This is a genomic window from Clostridium neuense (assembly GCF_045310695.1).
Classification (GTDB): Bacteria; Bacillota; Clostridia; order Clostridiales; family Clostridiaceae; genus Clostridium_S; species Clostridium_S neuense.
The window spans coordinates 62960-81159 of record NZ_JBJIAA010000012.1 but is presented as its reverse complement, the minus strand read 5'-3'; the positions used below and the strand labels follow the sequence as shown (position 1 = coordinate 81159).

Genomic DNA, 18200 nt, shown 5'->3' with positions numbered 1-18200 from the left:
CTTGTAAATTCCATATAATTGTATACTAGAAAATCATTATTGTAAACATCTTACTTATCCTTTTCTGGCAATTTAAATCCTGCACTATTTAAATCAAGTTGAAATGCAGAATCTGGTACTTTACCAACAATAACAGTCTCAGATATTGGTATTTCATTTTTAATTTCTATGTCATTATAATCAGTTGGAATAATGATTCTCACTTTAGTTCTTACATTAACATATATACTTAGTTTAGTTTGGTTAATTCCTGCACTTTCAAATACTGACTTATACTTAGTTTCAATATTCCCTATAGGCTCCATTTTTATAGTAACTTTAGGTCCAAAATATGATAATAGATTATTTTTAAAAATATATCCAACTGGAAGCCTTACACCTAACTCTCCCATCTTTTTTATATCGTTTTGTACATCTAATGACACATCACAGGCTATTTTATTCATCTTAAGAGTATTAGCCCTAATGAGGGAAATATTTCCATAATCATCTTTCTCTACCTTAATTATATCATCATAATTAAAATTGTTACTATAATTACTTATTAAAACTCCATTTATGATTGAAATTACTTTTTCACGTATTTCAATATCACCAGCCGCTAATACTGTAGGAGTTATTATTTTATCAAGCGTATACAAGAATATATTGAATATTATTAGTATAAATGTAAATATTATTAATATCCATATTTTTATTTTTTTCTTATTATTAATATGTGTCACCTTCTAAATTATAATTATAATCTTATTTAAAATTGTAGATTTTCATACTATAATAATATGTGTGAATAAAATTTTTTATTATAGTATTACAATTTTATGTATTTATTGTACAAATATGGATTTATTATTTTCTTATTATATGCTATAATTATTCAACATAGTGATTTACATAAGGAGGAAATTTATGTCCGGAAATGTTAAAACAAAACAAACGAAGACTACGAAAAAAAATATAAAATCCAAAAAGAAAAAAAAGCGTTTTAAATTTTTAAAAACTATACTCCTTTTATTGTTTTTTATATTTATTTTAACATCGGTAGCAGGTGCTGGCTTTATTTTTGCAACAGTAAAAAGTGCCCCCGCATTAGATGTTAACGGAACTATATTAAATTTAGACCAACCTTCCGAATTATATGACGATAAAGGAAATGAAATAGACACAGTTATTACAAGTCAAAAAAGGTATGTCATTACGATGAATGAAATACCAAATAATTTAGCTAATGCCTTTGTAAGTATAGAGGATGAAAGATTCTACAAACATAAAGGAATAGATTTAAAAAGAATTGCAGGTGCCTTTTATAATGATATTAAATCAAAAATTCACAAACAAAATAATATTCAAGGTGCATCTACAATAAGTCAACAGCTTATAAAATCTAGAATGTTTCTTAATTCCTCTCTTCAAAATAGACTGTCACTAAAAAGAAAAGTTCAAGAAGCATATTTAGCTATGCAGCTTGAGAAGGCTTTAACAAAAAAGCAGATATTAGAAGCTTACATGAATACTATATTTTTAGGTGGTCAAGCTAATGGAGTAGAAGCTGCTGCAAAGCAATATTTTAGCAAAGATGCTAAGGACTTAAATTTAATACAATGTGCTTTTATTGCTGGTTTAGCGCAAAGTCCATCTGCATATTATCCATTTTCACCTAATGCAAATAAGAATCATAACATATATTTAAACAGAACTAGGCTTGTGCTATTTAAAATGAAAGAAAATAACTACATAAGTAATTCAGAGTATCAAACTGCCTTAAATGATTTAAATAGTAACAAATTAGGTTTCTCAGCTTCAAAAATATCATACAAATATAATTATGAATGGTTTTCACTCCCTGCAGTTAATCAAGTGAAAAGAGACCTAAAATCACAATATCACTATACGGATGAAGAAGTTGATAGCTTACTTCGTGATGGTAATCTTAAAATATATACTACTATGGATACTGATTTGCAGAATTCTGTTCAAAATAAACTTAATAATACAGATTATTTGAGCTGGAAATCTACAACAAATAAAAATGGAATAGTTGAACCTCAAGCTTCTGCCGCTGTTTATGACTATCATACTGGAGAAGTAAAGGCTTTGGTAGGTGGAAGGGGCGATCAGCCTCCAACTTCTTACAATAGAGCTTATTCAAATAACTTTTTAAGATCAACAGGTTCTAGTATTAAACCTCTTACTGTTTATGCACCTGCTATTGACCTTAAAATTGCAACTGCCGGATCCACTATTGATGACTCTCCTCTTTCATCTGATTTACAAAGCAAGTATGGATCAAACGGATCCCCTTATAATCCTACTGATGATGAAGCTCCAACAAATGCATCTATGACGCTAAAAGAAGCACTTGGGAAATCATCAAACTTAGTTGCAATTAAGCTAGAAGATAAAGTAGGGCTTGTTAACGGGGCTGCTTACGCTGAAAAATTTGGTTTAAGCCTTAATCAAACTGATAAATCAAGTATAGCTGCCTTAGCTTTAGGTGAAATTCACGGTACAAATACACTTACTATGGCTGCTGCCTATGGTGTATTTGGGAATAATGGTTTGTACAGCACTCCAAGGCTTTATACAAAAGTTGTAGATAAAAAAGGAAATGTTCTTCTCCAAAGTAACTATTCTACCCGTAAGGTTATTTCACCACAAGCTGCCTACGTAATGTACAATTTGCTTGGTGCTCCAATGAGTGATTATGGAACAGGTTATAAGGCTAGATTAGAACTTGGAGATATGCCTGCTGGTGGTAAAACAGGTTCTGCTTCAGATTATAGGAACCTATGGTTCTGCGGACTTACACCATACTACTCTGCTGCAGTATGGGTTGGAAATGATGATAATTCTGCATGCGGAATATACAGTCCATCTGTTGCTGGTATTTGGGGACAAATAATGGCTATAGCTAATAAAAATAAGCCAATTAAAGATATTGCTATGCCTGATGGAGTCTCACAAATAGGTAATGATGTATTTATTGATGGAACTGAGCCTTCAAACTTAACTCCAAATGATACCGCAACGCAAGAACAAAACAATACGAACAACCAAAATAGTAATCCAAATACGCCAACTGTCAATACTAATAAGCCTCCAACTTTACCACAAGGTAATACTAATGTACCATCTAATACAAACACTGGTAATACTTTACCTTCAAATAATAACGGTAATGGTAATAATACAAATACTGGTGGAAATAGTACTCCAGTTAATAATAATACAGGTGGAAATAACACTCCTCCACCAAATAACGAACAAGGAAAACATTAAAAATAAGGTGAAATAACAATATTTTATAACATTAAGCATTGTTGTTTCACCTTATTTTCAATCAATATTGATTTTTCTTCGCTATACTGTTAGAGGTTCTTAATTTATTTTTACATAAATAATTTTAAATATGATATGCACTTATAATTATATTTATGGCCTTAGCTAAAATAGAACACTCACTATCTATGCCTCCAGTGCATCCCATCTTTCCAGGATCTCCTATTCCAACAACAAGACTAACACTTGAAGGATTTATAGTATTAACAGTATCTCCTACTAAAACTTTTGATTCTTTTATATTACCGTGTTTATCTACGGAGTTTTTAGATATTTTACCATCTTTACTAATTGAACAGTTCACTCTTATACCACTAGCATTTTGGGTATTAGAAGCAACTGCTATTATCCCCATTACATTTATTTCTTCGCTTTTGATCAAATAATCTATAACTTTCTCACCATTACCTCTACCTGTATCTCCTCTATCATCTGCCATTACTATTACTGGGTCGTATTTTACACATTGGATAAGCTTTACCATTTCACTACCTTTAACTTTTGTAGGATTACCACTAGAAATCGATAAAGTTCTGCATCCTGTCATAGCAGCAGCTTTCTCGATAACCTTTTTTGCTATTGAATCACCATCAGTTATGATTATGACTCTTCTATTCAATTAAACTCATCCTTTCGTCTTTGAATTGAATATTAAAGCCATTATATAACCAAAAAATATAGATGCAGTTATACCACCTGCTGTTCCTTTTATTCCACCTGTAAATGCACCTATAAGCCCACTTGATTTTACTTCTTTTATAGTTGACTTTGCAAGAGAATTTCCAAACCCGGGCAGCGGAACTGTAGCACCTGCTTTTCCATACCTAATCAAAACATCATATATATTAAAGGCACCAAGTATTACTCCCAAAGTCACAAGACTAACAAGAATTATTCCTGGAGTAATTGAGGTCTTATCTATTATTATTTGAACAATCAAGCACATTGCACCACCAACTAAAAAACTCATTATGTAATCAAGCATTTTTATCACCTCCAAATTCTATAGAAACAGCATGAGCAATTCCAGGTATTGATTCTCCTTGAAGATTTGATGTCGTGCTCAGCAAAGCTCCTGTAGAAACTATAAGCACTTTTTTATACTTACCCTTAAGCATATTTTTATATATATACCCACAATCTACCACTGCCGAACATCCGCAGCCACTTCCTCCTGAATTAGTATTTTGCTTTTCACAATCGTAAATTTTCTCACCACAATCCATATAAATGCTGCTTATATCATAACCATACTCCTTTTTTAGGAGTTCCTGAGTTATTTGTTTTCCAACTCTGCCAAGATCTCCAGTGGCAATAAGATCATAATCTGAAGGTTTTCTTCCAGTATCCTTAAAATGCTGCTTTATGGTATCAACTGCTGCTGGTGCCATAGCTTCTCCCATGCTATCTGGACTACTCACACCATAATCCTTTACTTTGCCGGTAGTAGCATATGTAATGCAAGGAAAGCTTCCATTTTTAGCAAGAAGCATAGCTCCGGCTCCTGTTACTGTCCATTGAGAATTAGGCTTCCTTTGTGAGCCAAACTCAAGAGGATATCTAAATTGTCTTTCAGCCGAAGAAAAATGAGATGAGGTTGCTGCAATAACATGCTCTGCAAATTGCCCTTCTATTGCCATTGCTGCTATACTAAGCGACTCTGTCATAGTAGAACATGCTCCAAAAAGCCCATAAAATGGTATTTCAAGTTCTCTTGCAGCAAAACTCGAAGAAGATAATTGATTCAGAAGATCTCCTGCAAATAAAAAATCAATATCCTTTTCAGCAAGTTTGGCTTTTTTTATTACTTCAGTTATGACATTATATAACATACTGCTTTCAGCTTTTTCAAAGCTTTTTTCTCCATTCATATCATCATCAAGTATGATATCAAAATAATCCTTAAGAGGTCCATCACCTTCCTTAGGTCCTACTATAGATACAGTTTTTATTATTTTAGGTTTTGTATCAAATTTAACAGTTTGACTTCCTACTCTTTTACTCATACTAAAAATCACCCTACTTTACAAAAAAATAATATATTATTCCTACTATAACAGAGGATCCTATTCCATAAACGAGAACCGGTCCTGCTATAGTAAACATTTTAGCTGCAACTCCAAACACAAAACCTTCTTTTTTAAATTCAATTGCAGGTGCTACTACTGAATTTGCGAAACCAGTTATAGGTACAATGCTTCCAGCACCTGCAACATTTGCTATTTTATCATATACACCAATACCAGTTAAAAAGGCTCCAATAAAAACCATTGCTATAGTTGTGTAATTTGCACCAATTTCCTTTGGGAAACCAAAGCTCATAAAAATGTTAGAAATAAATTGACCAACATCACATATTAACCCTCCAATTATAAAAGCATTAATACAATTTTTTACAATCTTTGGCTTAGGTTTTGAATTTTGAGATAATGTTTTAAAATCCCTCTTTACTTTTTCCTCACTCACTTTCATAAGCTTCACTCCTTAAATTTTACTTGATAGATTTTTTATTAATGTCTTAACTTTATTATGTGTATAATAATTTTATCCATACATAATTTTGGTCTTTGCATAAATAAAACCTTTTTATTATAATAAAAAAAGACACACTTTTTTAAGTGTATCTATTTTTCCAATTTTTCTTTCATCAATTTTAATACTCTTTTTTCGATTCTTGAAACTTGAACCTGACTTATACCAAGCATTTTAGCAACCTGTATCTGCGTCTTATCTTTAAAATATCTTAATATTATTATTTGGCGAGATTTAGAATCAAGGTTATTTATAGCTTCCTTTAAAACTATTTTGTCTATGACCTCTGCATCCTCGTCTACAGTTTTGCTTATTTTATCAATTAAAAGTACTGGAGAACCATCATCTTGATGAACTACATCATATAAATATTGAGTATTAACTGTAGACTCTGTAGCAAAAACAATATCTTCAGTACTTACTCCTGAGAACTTAGATAATTCATCTATAGTTGGCTCTCTGTTTAATTTTTTCACTAATTTTTCTCTATCATAATGTAATTGCCTTGCTGTATTTTTTACACTTCTGCTAACTTTAATTAATCCGTCATCTCTTAAAAATCTTTTAATCTCACCCATAATCATTGGAACTGCATAAGTAGAAAATTTTACATTGTATTTACTTTCAAAGTTATTTACAGCTTTTACAAGCCCCATACAACCTATTTGGAATATATCATCATATTCGTAACCTCTATTTAAAAACTTTCTGCTTATAGCCGAAACAAGTGGAAGATTATTCTTTATCAATTTATCTAAAGCTTCTTTATTTCCTTCTTTTGCATATTTTATCAGCTTTCTATTATCGTCATAATTATACTCTTCCTTTTTAAGAACATTTTCACTTTCCATAAATTACGGATTATCCGCTTTTTCCCTCCTCCTAGCCCATAATGGCACTTAAGTGACTAATTTTATTGTTTAAGTGAAGAAAATATTTTTTTCATTGTAACCTTTGTACCATTTTTGTACTCAGATTCCACTTTCATATTGTCCATAAAGCTCTCCATAATAGTGAATCCCATTCCAGATCTCTCAAGATCAGGTCTAGAAGTATATAATGGCTCTCTGGCTTTTTCTATATCAGAAATACCTATACCTTTATCCATAATTTCAACTGTAAATTCATTATCATTTATAGAAGCTGTAATTTGAATAATTCCATCTTCTCTGCCTTCATAACCGTGAATAATAGCATTAGTAACTGCTTCTGATACAGCAGTTTTAACATCTTCAATTTCATCAATTGTAGGATCAAGTTGAGATACAAAAGCTGCCACTGTGACTCTTGCAAAACCTTCATTTTCAGATTTAGCTAAAAATTCTAGTTTCATTTTATTATTAGACATTAAAATCCCCCCATTAAAGACTTTCAACAGCTTCTTTAAGACTGCTATAAACTTCTATTATTTTAAATATACCAGATAGCTCAAAAACCTTTTTTATTGACTTATTGACATTTGCAATGCACAAGTTAGAATTAAGCAATTTTAGCTTTTTATATCTGCCTATAATAACTCCAATACCAGAACTATCCATAAAAGTTACATTTGAAAAATCTAAAATTACTTTTTTATATCCTCCTCTATCTATCCTATCATCTATCCTATTTCTAATCTCATCAGAACTGTGATGATCTAATTCTCCTATAATAGTTGCTATTAATTTATCATTTTTAATTTCAAATTCTAAATTCATATAAAGCATCCCCTCAAAATTTATTCTTTATATGTATTCTATAATTCGCACTATTTTCCTTCATTTATAATAAAAGTTTTATATTTCAATTATTGACATATTATATAAATAATATTCACTAAAATAATCATTTTTTAATTTTGTGTGCAAATTTTCAAAAAAAACAACACAAAACAGCATGGTATAAAATTGAAAACCATGCCGCTAACTTTTACTTTCCTTATTAAAACTATTTTCAATTATACGAACTTCATCTTCTGTAAATCCAAATACATCATACATACCTTCTTCTGTATAATTACAATTAAATTTATTCATATCCGGTATATATAACTTCATAATTGTATTTGGGTAATATTCATATAAATCATTTCCAAGCTTTTTAGCGAATGTCTTAAAGTAAAATTCATATACCTTACTGTTTAATATGTATAACAAATATTCATAATTAAAAGGCATATCATCTTTTAATATGAGCGAATATATATCTGCACTAAAATAGCTTCCCTTATCAAGTGCAAATCTATTGCTAGAAGATTTAAATGGAAAAATTATTTTTTCACCTTCAAATATATCTTTATTTCTTCCCCACTGAAGTTCATACCATGCCCTTATTCCCTTTACGCATTCCCTTCTTCCTGATAGCTTTGCCTTGTAGCTGCTTAAATGTTTTTGTATATTAGGATATGCTTCAATATCCTTAATTTCGTCGGAATATATTATATATTTGTTTTCAGCTTCTATATAATTTTTTCTTATAACTTTACTTTTAATCCATCGTCTAATAAATTCCTTCTCTATACCTTCATTTTCTATAGTTTCACTATCAACTATAAAGGCTTTATCACAACCAGTTATTATGCCTTGATAGCTATTACATATATCATATAAGCTATTATGACTGCATTGTTCTATTTTTCTTATTATATTTCTTTCAGCAGCATTTATAAGTATCCATCCATTATCATCAAGAGAAGATTGTTTTATTAAAAACTCATTCATATTTTCTGAGCTGCCAGAAAAAAGAGAATTGTAAAAATATTTCTTACTGCTTCCTTTAACGTAATGTGGTTTTATTACTTTTATATAATTATCTCTAGAATATTTATTACTTAAAAAAATCATTATTGGATCTATTCCAACATTTTTAAATGGTCTTATACCGTAAAAATCTACAATTTTATATATTGAAGACGATTGCCTTAAAACTTTTCTTAGTTTTTCACCACTTAAAGACTCTAAAAAGTATCTAGAGGTTATAAACCCTAGCTTTCCGTTTTCTGTAACTGATTCCATAGATTTTTGAAAAAAGCAATAAGATATATCACCTTTATCCTTATACGTATAATACATCTTTTTTAAATTTAAAGAATAATTCTTATCCATAGCTTTAAGTCCAATATACGGCGGATTACTTATAAATATATCGTATTTATAAGCTATATTGTCAATTAAAAAATCTTTTTGCAGAAAATTATTTGTGAGACAGGATGATTCATAAAATAAGTCTATACTTAATATTTTTATTGCGGTTTTATCTATATCAAAACCAAATAAATTATTTTTAACTATATGATAATTTAAGTTCATTTCATCCAAATTCAAGTTATTTTTTAAGTTTATTTCTTCTAAATTTTCTACATAAATTTTTTTTAAATACTTAAAAGCCGGAAGTATAATATTGCCACTACCACAAGCTGGATCAATTATTTTTATAAATGGATTTTCTATTATGTCTTTACAGCTTATAGTATTTTGAATTATATACTGTGCTATTTTATGAGGTGTATACACAACACCCTTTTCTCTACTTAAAGATATATATTTGTAATAAGCATTTGAGAGTTCCTCATTTATGCTATATTTTTTCTTTAAATCATCTATTTTTAAAAGCTTATTTTTAAGCGTAATTGTACTATTAAGAACATCATATAATTTATAAATTTCATTTTTAAAATTCTCCAGCATTCTATCCCCATTCCAAATATATAAATTTAAATATTTTCATATATAAACTTCATAATCTTATTTTTCCATTCTTCGCCCTTAACGATTAAATCAGAACATTTTTTACTCATATTATCTTTTAAATCTATGTCTTTCAAATAGTTTAAGTTAACTTTAACATTAAGTATGCAGCTTTCCAAAGAAGCTTGTACTAATACTGCTGCAACACCTGCATCTGATATTAAATTTCTATTTCCATATTTACATGCAGTCCATATTATGGGGTATAATTTATAAACATTTTCCGCTACTGTCATTGGAACTTCTGCTGCTTCTTTAGTACAATTTTCTATAGCAGCTTTTCTTTCATTTTTTTCACTTTCATTTTCTTTTGGTAACTTATAAGAATTCATAAGTTGGGAAAAAGCCTCCGCATCTTTATCCATATACAAGGTAAAAAATTCTATAAGCTTTTTTGAAGCTTCTAAATTTTCCTTTATAAGTCCTTTAATTTCATCCGGATAACTTTCATATACTTTTTTTCCAACTGTGAGGTTAAAAACCATGCTATTTAGAGCCGCTGAAATAGCTGATATAAGTGCAGCAGCACCCCCTCCACCTGGTGTTGGTGCTTCAGACGCAAGGGCAGTTAAAAACTGTTCAATTGTTAAATTTCCCATCATTTTATTTTCTTCCTTTCATTAAATGCCAAATAATCTGTTGTAATTTTCAATAAAAATATTATACAATCAACCTAACTATTTATCAACTTATGTATTTCATTAAAAGCTATTATAGATAAACACGCCGAAAGGTTGAAATGGCTAATGTTATAATTTTACAAGTGATTTTTGAATACTTTAATCAGAGGACAATTGACAGTTAAGGATGATTTATCTTTCACTTCTTTCAGATAAATCTTTAATTATAACTAACCATGCTTAGCTTTGCTAAGCGAGACAAGCAGATAATTTTAAAAAATTGTCGCCAGCATTAAGTTTAAGACTTTCTATAGTGAAACGGAAGAAAGTCAACCTTAACTGTCCTCTGTCAATTGTCCATTGTTAATTGATATATGTTCATATAACCAACATGTTCTAAAATAGAATTCAGCTAATTTTAATATTCCAAGTTATCTATCTATAGCTTACTTATCTTTGCATAACAATACTTCAGAAGATGTTTGGTCCTCTGAAGTTTAAAATTATATTATAGAATAATTAATTATCTATTTATTGCAAGATGCTTTTTATCACTATAAGCCATACTCCAATAATTTTTATATACATGCTCACGCAAATCTTTAGGCTCATTATGAGGTTTAGATTCATCAAATTCACCAACTGGTGTTATTGCTACGACAGAATACTTTTCTGGTATCCTAAGTAAAGTTTTTACTTTATTTTCATCAAGAGAAGCTATCCAGCAAGTTCCATACCCCTCATTTGCTGCTGCAAGTATAAAATGTTCCATAGCTATTGCACTATCTGCCAAATAATACTCTTTTCCATTTATCTTTCCAGAATCCTCTGGATCACCAACAACAACCGCAGCTATCGGAGCTGTTCTTAAAGCCTCTGCTGCTTCATCAGTATTATTTAAAACGCAATCAGCTATCTCATTCTTCTTTTGTTCATCATCAATTATTATAAAACTATACGAAGTTTTATTTTTCCATGAAGGAGACATCATAGCTGCATCAATCATATTATTTAATTTTCCACTAGGAATTGGCGTATTTTTAAACTTTTTTATACTAGTTCTCTTTTTTATAACTTCATAAAAATCCATAAAAAATCACACTCCTTAAATATAGAGTGTTCAAAAACTAAATTTTTATTCATCTTATAAATTGCTTTCTTTCTTTTGAATGTACCTCATTTATATCGGCCTTAAAACCACAAATTAAGTTTTTAATTAATAATTTAGGCTCTCTTCTTATTAATATCCTTCCAATTGCCTCAATAAAAATATACATAGAAAAAATAACTTTCTGAAAAGCGTTAGAATTTCTTTTTATAAAGACAACTCTATTTCTATTTAAAAAATAATAACTTAGTCCACCAAATTTTGAAATTGTAGCAGAACCTTTATGATAAACTTTACTTCCATACACACATAATAACTTATATCCAGCTTTTTGCGCTCTAATACAAAATTCTGTTTCTTCAAAAAACAAAAAATAATTTTCAGGTATCAGTCCTATCTTCTCAAAAACTTGTCTTTTACACACAAAGCAAGCTCCTCCAAGAAAATCAACAACCATGTTTTCCTTGTCCTTGTTGTCATAAGACATTCCTTTGCCTACACGCCTAGTAAGTCCGGTATATAAGCTTATACTTGCACCTGCACATTGTACTTTACTTCTATCCTTATACTCACATATACATGGTCCTGCAATTCCAACATCCTTATTATTATTTAAAACCTCAACTGTTTTAGACAAAAAGTTTTCTTCTACAACTACATCATTATTTAAAACACATATGTAATCTGCTCCATTATCTAAAGCATACTTTATCCCTATGTTATTTCCATTAGCATATCCAAGATTTTCATCGGTTCTTATTATTTTATATTCATTAAACTTATCTTTAAGTAAATTATAACAATCCACAGTTTCTGAATTATCTACTACTACTATTTCATAATTAATATAATCTATATTTTTTAAACTAGTAATACATTCTAAAGTATCATTAATGGTATTATAGTTTAATATTACAATAAAAACCTTAGGTTCACTCATTTATATCATTTCCCTTTATATCTATTATTTTGCTGTGAAGCTTTTTGACTATAGTATCCCAATTATAATTATCTCTACAAAACCTTTCTGTTATTTGGGATGCTGAAGCTAATTTTTCACTTGTTATTAGTCTCATAATTCCATCAGTAAGGGCTGAAACATTTCCTACATTTATTACAATACCGTTATTATTACTTACAATTTCATCTGCTATACCAACATTAGTAGAAATTATCACATCACCCATAGCTCCAGCTTCAATAAGTACTATTCCAACACTTTCAAATTTAGAAGTGAGACAGAATATTTTGGCTTTTCTATATTCATCATAAAGTTCTTTTCTATCGTATATAGGCCCCTTAAATATTACCTTACCCTTAAGCTCTTCATGCTCCTTAAAATAATTATCTATTTCCTTTTCAAATCCTTTTTCTATGGGACCCACAAAAACAAGTTTCCAGTTTCCAAGTATATTCTTATCTACCTTAGAAAAAGCATCCATCAATATTTTAGAATCTTTTTCAGGGCTTCCTATTCTTCCAACACTCAAAATTATATTTTCTTTATTGCTAAATTTAGTTTTAGGTTTAATTTCACTTTTGCTAAAATCTAAACCATTAGGTACATTCAACAGCTTATCCTTGTGTGCCTTTAATTCACATAGAAGCTCATTTAATATTTCCTTTTTTTCTACTCCTATAATATCCACCTTATTTAAGAATACATTTAATATCTGCCTTTGAATCATATTCATTTGTCTAATCTTGTCTACAAGAATCTTTGTACAATCTAATTTTAAAAACACCACACCATTTTTATTGAACATTTTATATAAAAAGGCATAAACTACGGAATTTAAAGTCATGTGAAATATTTGGAGTATATCTATACTAGAAGCATTTTTCTTGAGATACAAATAAGCATCTCTAAAATGACTGTGTTGTCTTTTTATAAAATCCATTTTTAGACCTTTAACTTCATCCTCTAAATACGGATATTCTCCATTCTTATAAGTTGCTACAAATGCATCATAACCGTATAATTGGTTTAATTTGTATGCAATCATTCCAACATCCTTTGTCAAATGTACATTTTCTGTTTTGGGATATAAAACACAGTACCTCATTAAACACCATTCTTTCTAAGTAAAAAATCTTTTATCTCATTTAAAGTCATATATTTAAATAAGAACACTGAAGCTAAATAAACTAAAGCACTGATTACTATATTTAATACAGTATTCACCATAAAAATTTTTAGCCCTATAGTTATAGTACACATTACAACACATGGTATTGCTATTCTTAAAATATATTTTAATGAAGAAATTTTAACAACACTTGAGGAATATTTTCTCATTAAATAAAGATTTATAACCTCTGAAATAACAGTTATAAATGCAGCAACGTTTATTCCATACACAGGTGTCAAAATAAGATTCATTATTAAATTAAAAAATGATGACACTGTAACAGCTTTTAGATACTTCTTTTCCATATTCCAGGCATTTAGTCCATACCCATACACTTCTCTTATAAAAAGAATCAATATATATATTAAAAGTATAGAAAAAGGAGCATATGCCTCAAAATAACTTTTTCCAAAAAACATAACCATAATTTCTTTAGAAAGTATAAAACCACCAAGAACAAGAGGCATAACCAATGCTACAATAATCTTAGTTGTTTTATCAACTATTTTAATTAAAGATTTTTTATCGTTATTATTATAATAATTAATGAAAAGAGGAAATACAACCGTAAAAATCATGGTTTCAACATTCATTAAAAAATTAATAATGTAATAGGCAGAGGAATAAATACCTGCTTCGGTACTTCCCCTTGTAAATTCTATTATAATTTTATCAACATTTCCATTTATCATGGCCAGAATACCAGATACTAAAAACGGAAAGCCAAAATTAATATAATCATTTATTCTTGCTTTATTTAAATTGACTTTAAGCTTAAATTTCACCTTAAAAAAATATATATACAATTGATACAAACTTCCAAGCACTAAGGCTACAAAAGTAAACAATGGTATATAATAAATTTGACTCTTATTTCTTAAAAAAATATATATTAAAATAAAAGGTATAATATTTTTTATTATATTATACACAGCATTATATTGCATCTCTTGAATTCCGTTATATACCCAATCTATATTCATGCCTGCTGGAATAAGTGTAATACCATATACTATTAGTAACATCCTTAAAGATGTATTTTTTTCACTAACCCCCAGTATTACATAAATAAAGAATATTATTACCGCTGCAAAGACAAGAAGTATTGATCTAAATGCAAAGGTATCACCTACTATATAAGATGTACTATTTTTATCCTTTGCAATTTCCCTTGTACCATAAGTTTGAAGTCCAAATAAAACAAGCATAGTTAAATATGTCATTATAGCTTGAATAGTTGTAATATCTCCAAAGGCAGATTTTCCTATTATCTTTGCATAATGGGTTCCTGTAAAAAAAACTATAATTTGAGCTAGCAAATTAGATACAATTACAAACAAGAAATTTTTAGCTATTTTATTCATTCTTACCTTCCTCTTAGGCATATAAAAAAACATCAATAGTCATTTTTTTACTATGCCTCTATTTACTTCTTAGAACTTTAATTAAGAAAACAGGTATCGCACCCAATCTTTTTATTCTAAAAGGCTCCTTAATAACTCTATAAAGCCATTCAAGTCCCAATTTAATCATCCATCTTGGAGCCCTTTTAAGAGCACCTGCAAAAATGTCAAAGCTTCCACCAACTCCCATATAAACTGTACACGGAAGTTCATCCATATACTTGACAATAAACTTTTCCTGCCTTGGACTGCCCATAGCAACAAAAATAGCATAAGGCTTAGAAGTTTTTATATCATTAATAATATCGCTGCAATTATCTAGATCAAAAAAACCGTTATGAAAACCAGAAATTATAAGTCTGGGATATTTTTTCTGTATATTTTGTACACAGGCCTCAATTATCTCCTGTTTCGTGCCAACCAAATAAACCCCTCTATTTTCAACTTCACATTTTCTTATTATATCCTCCATAACTTCTATACCCGCCACTTTTTCTTTGACAGGATTGCCTATAAGCTTAGATGCAAGTACAACTCCAACTCCATCGGGAATTATTATAGAATTTTTATTTGTAAAATTAGCAAATAAAAATTTATTGCTAAGACCATTATAAAGTACTTCTGGATTTCCAGAAATTATATTAACTTTATCCATGCTGCTGATATCGCTTAATAATTCACTTTTTGTATTACTATATATTTCATAACCAAGAATATTTACAGACATAATCGGTCCTCCATATGAAATTTAGAATAGTATCTAAATTTTAATTTCTAAGTTTCTTTATAAATTTTGCTGGTACCCCTGCTTCAACAGAATAATCAGGAACATCTTTAGTTACCACTGCTCCTGCACCTACAACTGCACATTTACCTATAGTTATTCCACATAAGACAGTTACATTTGCACCTATAAATGCTCCCTCTTTAATTACAACTTTTGCTTGCTTTCTCTTATAAAATTCACTAATCATTCTCTTACCAACATCCTGATGAGTAATTATACTTACTCCTTCTGAAACAACAGAATCTTTCTCCAAAAAAATTTCATCAGCAAGATCAAAAAAAACTTTTCTCCCTATAAAACAATTATCACCAATATGCAATTTAGTATATTGGCGATATGTGTTATCAAGTATTAATCCTCTTTTTATATTAGCATTTAACGCAACTTGAACTCCAAATTCTTTTAAAGAAAAAGCTAAAAAGCGTTCACTACAGTTTTCAATATATTTATTTATGATATAGTCTCCTAAAACTTTAGCTTTAAGCTTAACTATGCATATATTAAAATGTAAAGCCAAATTAACTATACTCCTAATAAAATTCTTCACTGGTTCAACCTTCCTTATAAATTAAAATGCTCCTTCATGTTTAAATACAGATATGAATGTTTTAAATAAAATTTTAAGATCATATATTACAGAAAAATTTTTAATATAGGTTAAATCATAAAAAATAGTTTTTCCAAGTTCAATTTCTCCTCTTCCACTCACCTGAGCTAAACCCGTAATACCAGGCACAACCATAAGCCTCTGTTTATAGTTTTCAGGATAAAATTTAACTACATCAGGTATTTCTGGCCTTGGCCCAACTAAGCTCATATTTCCAATTAAAACATTAAAAAGCTGCGGCAATTCATCAAGACTAGTTTTTCTTAAAAAGCCTCCAACCTTAGTTATTCTGTTGTCACTTTTACTTTGAAACACAAACTTATCTAAATTTTCAGGGTCTATTTCAAGTGCTCTTTTCTTTTCTGCATTCACTACCATAGTCCTAAATTTATATATTTTAAACTCCCTACCGTTTACTCCAACTCTAACTTGCTTAAATATTGCCGGTCCCTTTGAATCTAATTTTATAGCAATAAACAAAATTAAAAGTATAGGACTCAATATTATTATACCGATCAAAGAAAGAATAAAATCAAAAAATCTTTTTACTATGAATTGGATTTTTTTATTTTTAATATCTTTTATAGGATCTATTACAATATCATTATCCATCTAATAATCTACTCCCTTATATTATAAATTTCTCTCTCTTAAATACGCTGCTTCTGATAAAGCTAAAAGCACCCAAAAAAAAGTAGCTACTTTAGGAACGAAAAATAAATTATCTGCAGTATTCATTACTAAAAATGCAATTGTTGCTGCTAAAAAACCAGTAAAAAAATATTTAAAAAATTTATCATCTGTCATATCCACAAATTTTTTCACATGAATAATTGACAATATTATTATAGAAACAAAATTAACTATTCCAATTATTCCAAGTTCACTAAATACCTTAAGATATGAATTATGTGCCGGAAAATGACTGTACCCATACTCTAAATAAGGATATCTTTTCACGTATTCATCGTATCTTGTAACATAATTTCCATTTCCAACACCCAGTATAGGATGATCTTTAACCATCTTTAAAGCTATTTTCCATAATTTAAATCTTGTCACATTTTGAGAACTACTTGCTATATTTAAAACTCTTTCTCTAACTTTAGAATTAAAAAAGCCAAATAAAAACACTGGCACCAAAACAACAAGCATTTTTAATGAATAAAAAAACAATAGACAAACTAAACCTACTCCAATTCCAACATATGAGCTTCTAGAATAAGTAAATACTATATTAAAAAACATAGCTAATGTAAACAATGCATATAAACTTTTTTTCAGCTTACTTTTTTCATATATTATCATCATAATAATAGGAAAAATAGCTATAACCATAAATGCTGCAAGGCTATTTGGATTACCTAATGTTGATGGTATTTTAACTTTAGTATAATCAAAGCCGGTTTTAAACTCTTTAGCAACACCTTTTCCACCTGTAATATATTGATATATTCCAATAACCGCAACAACTGCTGTGCTGCAATATAATGCCACTATTATTTTTTTTATATAGCTTTTTTCATTAAATTTAAATTTAATTGTGTAAAAAATCATAATATAGGAAAAAAACCTTATAGTTTCACTTAATGCAATGGATCTATCTTTAGAATAGGATATTGATATACACATAATAATCACAAAAATTAATATAGCTAAACACAATGCATCTTTAAAAAACATAATTAAATCCATTATGGCCTTTTTCCTTGTACTTTCTATTATAAAGCATAATAAATTATATAATATTAATATTCCAAAGAACAGCATTTCTATTTTATCTACTTTAAAACTGTTTATTGGCAATATAAATATATATATACACATAATACCGAGCATTAATTTTTCCAAAAGCTTCATACAAATCACCATCTTTTATTATTACCATTTTAGGCCTAACAAAATCAATTTCAAATTATGCATTACAAAATATTAACATTTTGTAAT

General features: G+C 29.0%; 19 protein-coding genes. 1 reads left to right on the top strand and 18 read right to left on the bottom strand.

The window, feature by feature from the left end; translation table 11 throughout:
* Positions 1-50 precede the first annotated feature (50 nt).
* Complete coding sequence (gene yunB, locus ACJDT4_RS15090) at positions 51-725, bottom strand: sporulation protein YunB (RefSeq protein WP_406788402.1); 675 nt, start codon at positions 723-725, stop codon at positions 51-53.
* 184 nt (positions 726-909) lie between these two features.
* Here yunB and ACJDT4_RS15085 point away from each other — a divergent pair, with 184 nt between their 5' ends.
* Positions 910-3279: a transglycosylase domain-containing protein gene (locus tag ACJDT4_RS15085; protein ID WP_406788401.1), complete on the top strand. Its 2370-nt coding sequence runs from the start codon at positions 910-912 to the stop codon at positions 3277-3279.
* A 124-nt stretch (positions 3280-3403) separates the two neighbouring features.
* On the opposite strand, the gene ACJDT4_RS15080 is transcribed toward ACJDT4_RS15085, so the two are convergent.
* The 17 genes from ACJDT4_RS15080 to ACJDT4_RS15000 all read right to left on the bottom strand — a co-directional run bounded on the left by ACJDT4_RS15080 (position 3404) and on the right by ACJDT4_RS15000 (position 18113).
* Entirely contained in the window at positions 3404-3958 is a 555-nt protein-coding gene (locus ACJDT4_RS15080; RefSeq protein WP_406788400.1) for a stage V sporulation protein AE, read from the bottom strand.
* A gap of 6 nt (positions 3959-3964) precedes the next feature.
* Positions 3965-4324, bottom strand: coding sequence for a stage V sporulation protein AE (spoVAE, locus tag ACJDT4_RS15075; protein WP_406788399.1), 360 nt, complete (start codon positions 4322-4324; stop codon positions 3965-3967).
* On the bottom strand, positions 4317-5345 hold the full coding sequence (spoVAD, locus tag ACJDT4_RS15070; protein ID WP_406788398.1) for a stage V sporulation protein AD: 1029 nt from the start codon (positions 5343-5345) through the stop codon (positions 4317-4319). Before spoVAD ends, spoVAE begins: the two co-directional genes overlap by 8 nt.
* A gap of 13 nt (positions 5346-5358) precedes the next feature.
* On the bottom strand, positions 5359-5811 hold the full coding sequence (gene spoVAC, locus ACJDT4_RS15065) for a stage V sporulation protein AC (RefSeq protein ID WP_406788397.1): 453 nt from the start codon (positions 5809-5811) through the stop codon (positions 5359-5361).
* 152 nt (positions 5812-5963) lie between these two features.
* Positions 5964-6722: an RNA polymerase sporulation sigma factor SigF gene (gene sigF, locus ACJDT4_RS15060; protein WP_406788396.1), complete on the bottom strand. Its 759-nt coding sequence runs from the start codon at positions 6720-6722 to the stop codon at positions 5964-5966.
* 62 nt (positions 6723-6784) lie between these two features.
* On the bottom strand, positions 6785-7219 hold the full coding sequence (gene spoIIAB, locus ACJDT4_RS15055) for an anti-sigma F factor (RefSeq protein ID WP_406788395.1): 435 nt from the start codon (positions 7217-7219) through the stop codon (positions 6785-6787).
* Between the two features lie 13 nt (positions 7220-7232).
* Entirely contained in the window at positions 7233-7568 is a 336-nt protein-coding gene (gene spoIIAA / locus ACJDT4_RS15050) for an anti-sigma F factor antagonist (protein ID WP_406788394.1), read from the bottom strand.
* A gap of 204 nt (positions 7569-7772) precedes the next feature.
* Positions 7773-9536, bottom strand: a complete 1764-nt coding sequence (locus ACJDT4_RS15045) for an Eco57I restriction-modification methylase domain-containing protein (protein ID WP_406788393.1) — start codon at positions 9534-9536, stop codon at positions 7773-7775.
* A gap of 26 nt (positions 9537-9562) precedes the next feature.
* Positions 9563-10198: a cyclodeaminase/cyclohydrolase family protein gene (locus ACJDT4_RS15040; RefSeq protein WP_406788392.1), complete on the bottom strand. Its 636-nt coding sequence runs from the start codon at positions 10196-10198 to the stop codon at positions 9563-9565.
* Between the two features lie 541 nt (positions 10199-10739).
* Entirely contained in the window at positions 10740-11306 is a 567-nt protein-coding gene (locus tag ACJDT4_RS15035) for a nitroreductase family protein (RefSeq protein ID WP_406788391.1), read from the bottom strand.
* A 49-nt stretch (positions 11307-11355) separates the two neighbouring features.
* Positions 11356-12264: a glycosyltransferase family 2 protein gene (locus ACJDT4_RS15030; protein ID WP_406788390.1), complete on the bottom strand. Its 909-nt coding sequence runs from the start codon at positions 12262-12264 to the stop codon at positions 11356-11358.
* On the bottom strand, positions 12257-13390 hold the full coding sequence (locus tag ACJDT4_RS15025; protein ID WP_406788389.1) for a glycosyltransferase family 4 protein: 1134 nt from the start codon (positions 13388-13390) through the stop codon (positions 12257-12259). Before ACJDT4_RS15025 ends, ACJDT4_RS15030 begins: the two co-directional genes overlap by 8 nt.
* Complete coding sequence (locus tag ACJDT4_RS15020; protein ID WP_406788388.1) at positions 13390-14820, bottom strand: flippase; 1431 nt, start codon at positions 14818-14820, stop codon at positions 13390-13392. The genes ACJDT4_RS15025 and ACJDT4_RS15020 overlap by 1 nt, the downstream gene beginning before the upstream one ends.
* Before the next feature lie 58 nt (positions 14821-14878).
* Complete coding sequence (locus tag ACJDT4_RS15015) at positions 14879-15586, bottom strand: WecB/TagA/CpsF family glycosyltransferase (RefSeq protein ID WP_406788387.1); 708 nt, start codon at positions 15584-15586, stop codon at positions 14879-14881.
* A 40-nt stretch (positions 15587-15626) separates the two neighbouring features.
* Entirely contained in the window at positions 15627-16193 is a 567-nt protein-coding gene (locus tag ACJDT4_RS15010; RefSeq protein WP_406788386.1) for an acyltransferase, read from the bottom strand.
* Positions 16194-16214: 21 nt separating this feature from the next.
* A complete protein-coding gene (locus ACJDT4_RS15005) occupies positions 16215-16865 on the bottom strand; it encodes a sugar transferase (protein ID WP_406788385.1) in 651 nt (216 codons plus the stop codon).
* A gap of 21 nt (positions 16866-16886) precedes the next feature.
* Positions 16887-18113 carry an O-antigen ligase family protein gene (locus ACJDT4_RS15000; protein ID WP_406788384.1) on the bottom strand — a complete coding sequence of 409 codons (1227 nt, stop codon included), beginning with the start codon at positions 18111-18113 and terminating at the stop codon, positions 16887-16889.
* Between the last annotated feature and the right edge of the window lie 87 nt (positions 18114-18200).

Excerpts from the sequence above, each read along its gene's own strand:
- ACJDT4_RS15005 (WP_406788385.1), bottom strand. The coding sequence starts at position 16,865 with ATGGATAATGATATTGTAATAGATCCTATAAAAGATATTAAAAATAAA.
- spoIIAB (WP_406788395.1), bottom strand. The coding sequence starts at position 7,219 with ATGTCTAATAATAAAATGAAACTAGAATTTTTAGCTAAATCTGAAAAT.
- ACJDT4_RS15040 (WP_406788392.1), bottom strand. The coding sequence starts at position 10,198 with ATGATGGGAAATTTAACAATTGAACAGTTTTTAACTGCCCTTGCGTCT.
- ACJDT4_RS15020 (WP_406788388.1), bottom strand. The coding sequence starts at position 14,820 with ATGAATAAAATAGCTAAAAATTTCTTGTTTGTAATTGTATCTAATTTG.
- sigF (WP_406788396.1), bottom strand. The coding sequence starts at position 6,722 with ATGGAAAGTGAAAATGTTCTTAAAAAGGAAGAGTATAATTATGACGAT.
- spoVAE (WP_406788399.1), bottom strand. The coding sequence starts at position 4,324 with ATGCTTGATTACATAATGAGTTTTTTAGTTGGTGGTGCAATGTGCTTG.
- ACJDT4_RS15085 (WP_406788401.1), top strand. The coding sequence starts at position 910 with ATGTCCGGAAATGTTAAAACAAAACAAACGAAGACTACGAAAAAAAAT.
- ACJDT4_RS15025 (WP_406788389.1), bottom strand. The coding sequence starts at position 13,390 with ATGAGGTACTGTGTTTTATATCCCAAAACAGAAAATGTACATTTGACA.
- ACJDT4_RS15030 (WP_406788390.1), bottom strand. The coding sequence starts at position 12,264 with ATGAGTGAACCTAAGGTTTTTATTGTAATATTAAACTATAATACCATT.
- spoVAC (WP_406788397.1), bottom strand. The coding sequence starts at position 5,811 with ATGAAAGTGAGTGAGGAAAAAGTAAAGAGGGATTTTAAAACATTATCT.
- ACJDT4_RS15000 (WP_406788384.1), bottom strand. The coding sequence starts at position 18,113 with ATGAAGCTTTTGGAAAAATTAATGCTCGGTATTATGTGTATATATATA.
- ACJDT4_RS15045 (WP_406788393.1), bottom strand. The coding sequence starts at position 9,536 with ATGCTGGAGAATTTTAAAAATGAAATTTATAAATTATATGATGTTCTT.
- ACJDT4_RS15035 (WP_406788391.1), bottom strand. The coding sequence starts at position 11,306 with ATGGATTTTTATGAAGTTATAAAAAAGAGAACTAGTATAAAAAAGTTT.
- ACJDT4_RS15015 (WP_406788387.1), bottom strand. The coding sequence starts at position 15,586 with ATGTCTGTAAATATTCTTGGTTATGAAATATATAGTAATACAAAAAGT.
- spoVAD (WP_406788398.1), bottom strand. The coding sequence starts at position 5,345 with ATGAGTAAAAGAGTAGGAAGTCAAACTGTTAAATTTGATACAAAACCT.
- spoIIAA (WP_406788394.1), bottom strand. The coding sequence starts at position 7,568 with ATGAATTTAGAATTTGAAATTAAAAATGATAAATTAATAGCAACTATT.